Origin of the sequence: Eubacterium sp. An3 (assembly GCF_002159465.1) — a bacterium.
In the GTDB taxonomy this organism is placed as follows: Bacteria; Bacillota; Clostridia; order Lachnospirales; family Lachnospiraceae; genus Anaerobutyricum; species Anaerobutyricum stercoris.
Genome location: NZ_NFIR01000071.1, coordinates 1 through 4026 on the forward strand (window position 1 = coordinate 1; position 4026 = coordinate 4026).

Genomic DNA, 4026 nt, shown 5'->3' on the forward strand with positions numbered 1-4026 from the left:
CTGCCTGTACTTTGTATTCATGGTCATATTTACGTGCCATTTTGAATACCTCCTTATTCTCATGATTCTATTATGAAATCCTTGAGAATAAACTGTCAACTTTTTTTATACCACACCATTCCGTATGCGGGGCGCAGCAAAAAGGCAGGAAGGGGCGGCCTTCCGAAACAGCTTCGGTTTACCAACTGACCCTTTTCCCACTCTTTTAGCCAGCGATGTGACGCCCTTCTCCTTCTGGTATGAGGATGATCCGGAGGGCGGCTGTATCCGTTTTGTGACGGAGACAGAAAGCGAGCGGCTCATGGGGCTGCCGGAGGGATGGACAAGGTACGGGGCGGACGGCGAAGAAATCCGTTCTTCCAGCCGCTACAAGGCGTTGGGGAACGCTATCGCCCTTCCCTGTGCCGATTACATCATGGCCGGGATATATGAGGCGCTGACCGGCGGGGACGGAAAGGAGGAAAATCCCCATGTTTGAAGCCTATATCACAAACGCCGCCCTTTATCCCGAGGCCGGGGTGGAGGTCGGAACAACCTTGAAATTCCCGGCCACCACGCAGGAGGTCCAGGCCGCCCTTGCGAAGATCGGGATTGACGGAAAGCAGTACACCGAGGTTTTCTTTACCAGCTTTGACAGTGACGACGTGCTGGGGCTGTATGATTATCTCTATGAATACGCGGGCATTGACGAGCTCAACGAGCTGGCGCACACCCTGCTTGGAGTACGGGATAAGGGTGAGCTGGAAAAATACGAAGCCGCTCTTGTCTTGGGAAAGCACACGGAAAGCGTGAAGGACCTTATCAATCTGGCCCAGAACCTTGACCTCTACCGCTTCTACCCGGATATATCCAATGAGGAAGAACTGGGCCGCCTGTATGCGGACGAGTTTCACGCCATTGAGATACCCGAGCATATCCAGAACTATTTCGATTATGAGGCATACGGGCGGGACGTGAAGATCAGGGAAAACGGCGTGTTCGCTCCCGGCGGCTATGTGGCCGAAGACCCCGGCGTATTTATCGAGTATTACCACGGCCCGGAGGACATTCCAAAGGAACACCGGGTTTTCGCCTATCCGAAGGAGGCGGAACCGGCCCGCTCCATCTTAAAAGCCATCCGGGAATTTCAAGAAGCCCCGCCTGCTCCGAGAAAGGACAAAGCGGAGCCTTCCCATAAGGAACGATAAGACTTCGGGCCAACATGGCCCGAAGCGCAAGGAGGTGTGAACCGATTAAATATTATCCCATCAATGAGACAGCCGCCCGGCGCGCAAAGGAAATGAACAGCTTTTCCGACTACCGGGAAGGGAGCGCAACGGCGGAATACCGGGCAATGGTCGATAAGGCCGCCGCCGTGGCGGAACACCAGAAAGCAAGGGTTGACCCCATGTACCATGAGAAGATCGACCATCTGCTGGACACCTACGCCCGCAAGCTGGCGGAGAACATGAACCAGGGCTTTGCCATTGACGCAAGAGTGCCCTCCGTAATGATTGCGGGGCCTGCCAATTTCCCGGTCCGGCAGAAAGAAAAGCAGAACCGGGCAAGGGACGGCAACATGGAGGAATGGCGGCATATTCAAGGGCTGCTGGATAAGATACGCAGTACCGGCATGGGCGGTATCAGCGCCGACGACCCGGCGGCGGTAGAAAAACTCCAGAAAAAGCTGGACTCTCTGGAACGCTCCCAGCTCATTATGAAGGAAGTCAATACCTACTACCGGAAACACGGAACACTGGACGGCTGTGCCCTGTTGTCTCCCGGCCAGATCGAGCGGCTGAAATCTGACATGGCGGCAAGCTGGCGGAGCTCCCCGAAGCCTTTTGAAAGCTACCAGCTTACCAACAACAATGCGGAGATCCGCCGTGTTAAAGCCCGTATCGAGGAACTTTCCAGACGGGCGGAGCAGACCTTTTCCGGCTGGGAGTTTGACGGCGGCCATGTGGAGATGAACCGGGAGGATAACCGCTTGCAGGTGTTCTTTGACGGCAAGCCTGACGCTGACACCCGGGCAGAGCTGAAAAGCAGCGGGTTCCGCTGGGCTCCCAGCGTGGGGGCTTGGCAAAGGCAGCTTACCGACAATGCCATTCGGGCCGCTGACCGTCTGGAATGTATCAGGCCCTTGTCGGGAGAAAAGCCCTCCCAGCTTCAAAAGAAGCCGTCCATCTTGAAAGCGGTGCAGGAACATACAGCGGAGCCGCCCCGGGAACCGGGGGCTCCTGCCAAAAAGGAGCCGGAACGATAACACTTCGGGCCATACTGGCCCGAGGTTCGGAAAGGAGGGAGCTTTATCAGCAAAGCCAAACAGAGGCGGCTTGCCGAACAGAAGGAAGTCCGGGAGCTGCTGGCCGTCCTGAAAGAAAACAATTATTCCAGCGCCAAAGACCTGCTGGCCGCTGTGCGCCATGTGGAGGAACTGGAACAGCAGCTTGCCGGGACGATGGAACAGCTTGCCGCCATGCGGCAGAACTTACAGGAAATGCAGAAATCCCCGCTGAAATCAGCCCTACAAAAAACCGTCCACGCATTGGAGGAAAAGGCGGAGGCCCTCCGGGGACAGATTGCCGCTCTGAAAGAGAACATCATTGAGGGCTGTAAACAGGCGCTTGCCGGTTTTAAGGAACAGGGAACGGCGTCCCTCGACAACCTAGCCCGCTTCTTCCATCTCCGGCAGGGCCTTGCGTCCATGCAGAAAACTACGGAGAGCGCCATCCAGCTTGATAATCAGGCCATCAAAAAGATCGAGGCCGTGTCGGCGGAATACCATGAAGCCGGAAAGCACCTGAAAAATGTGGGCCGGGCTCTGATGGGGAAAGAAGCCGTACAAGAGGCAAAGCCGATGGGAAAACTGGCAAAGACCATCGCCGTCCCTTACAAGGCGGACCGGGCCTGCCTGCTTGCTATGCGGGGGACCATCCAGAAGGCTATCTCCGGGCTGGACCGGCTGGAGCAGGCGGCGCAGAAGCCGTCCATCTTACAGGCCATGCGGGAACAGAGCGAAAAAGCGAAGGCGGAGCCCCCGAAGGAGGCTCCGGTCAAAAATGCCGAGCGTTAGACCTCGGGCCATGTTGGCCCGGGGTTTTCTGCTCCCTGTACACGCGAGGGGGCCTCCCGTCCTGCGGGAGCCCTGACGGAAAGGAGGTTGTATGCAGGAAGAAGTCAATCAGAGAACAATGGCCCTTTCAATCCGGGCCTCAAAACTGACGGGAAAAGTGCTGGCCGCTGCTTTCTCGAAAGTCGTGCGGGCAGCAAAAAACCACCATCAGAAGGCTCTGACCCCGAAAGGCCGCCAGAGTGTGAAAAAGCTGATGAACCACTACGGAGATAAAACATCTATCCCCTATGTGGGAGCCCCGAAGGACTTTGACCGGATTGCGAAGATATTTGAAGTAGATTATGCGTTCCGCAAAGTGTCTCCCGGTCATTATCTGCTGTTCTTCAAAGCGGCACAGGCGGGAGATATTACACAGGTCATGCAGAAGTACAGCGAAAAGGTACTTCATAAGGGCAAGGAACAGCCCTCCATCCTCGGCCAGCTTCGGAAATTCACGGAGCTTATCAAGGCGAAGCCGAAGGAGAAGCAGCGTACCAGAGAGGCGGTGAAGGACGGACGTTGAGTGACAAAATCCGAAAATATGTGCTCCCGAACCTGCCGTATCTCTTTGTGTTCTGGTTCTTCTCAAAGCTGGGGACGGCCTACCGTATCGCCCCTGGCGCGGACTTCGGCACAAAGCTCATGGGGATGATAGACACCTTCCCGGTAGCCTTTGAAAACTACTGGCCGGGGCTTGGCGGCCTTGACCTGCTTGTGGGGATTGCCGGAGCCGCCGGGATGTACTTCTTTATCCAGTCCAAAATCAAGAAGGCAAAGAAATTCCGCCGGGACGCCGAGTACGGCACCGCCCGGTGGAGTGCATAATCTTAAGTGTAAAGGAACTCTACATGGACGCACAGGAGGATATGCACATGAATGATTACAACAAAATCACAGCCCTTTACTCCCGTCTTTCCGTAGGGGACGAGGAC

At 55.8% G+C, this 4026-nt stretch carries 6 protein-coding genes; all 6 read left to right on the forward strand.

Annotated features, from left to right (window positions below; all coding sequences use genetic code 11):
- Positions 1-124: 124 nt before the first annotated feature.
- Positions 125-478 carry a hypothetical protein gene (locus B5F87_RS20100; protein WP_343215791.1) on the forward strand — a complete coding sequence of 118 codons (354 nt, stop codon included), beginning with the start codon at positions 125-127 and terminating at the stop codon, positions 476-478.
- On the forward strand, positions 471-1187 hold the full coding sequence (locus B5F87_RS20105; RefSeq protein ID WP_087284394.1) for an antirestriction protein ArdA: 717 nt from the start codon (positions 471-473) through the stop codon (positions 1185-1187). The genes B5F87_RS20100 and B5F87_RS20105 overlap by 8 nt, the downstream gene beginning before the upstream one ends.
- A 14-nt stretch (positions 1188-1201) precedes the next feature.
- Positions 1202-2245, forward strand: coding sequence for a hypothetical protein (locus tag B5F87_RS20110; RefSeq protein ID WP_087284397.1), 1044 nt, complete (start codon positions 1202-1204; stop codon positions 2243-2245).
- A 45-nt stretch (positions 2246-2290) separates the two neighbouring features.
- The gene (locus B5F87_RS20115; RefSeq protein WP_087284400.1) at positions 2291-3055 is read left to right on the forward strand and encodes a DUF6674 family protein; all 765 of its coding nucleotides are present in this window, start codon (positions 2291-2293) and stop codon (positions 3053-3055) included.
- 91 nt (positions 3056-3146) lie between these two features.
- Entirely contained in the window at positions 3147-3617 is a 471-nt protein-coding gene (locus tag B5F87_RS20120) for a PcfB family protein (RefSeq protein WP_087284403.1), read from the forward strand.
- The gene (locus B5F87_RS20125) at positions 3614-3919 is read left to right on the forward strand and encodes a conjugal transfer protein TraG (RefSeq protein WP_087284406.1); all 306 of its coding nucleotides are present in this window, start codon (positions 3614-3616) and stop codon (positions 3917-3919) included. Before B5F87_RS20120 ends, B5F87_RS20125 begins: the two co-directional genes overlap by 4 nt.
- Positions 3920-4026: the final 107 nt, after the last annotated feature.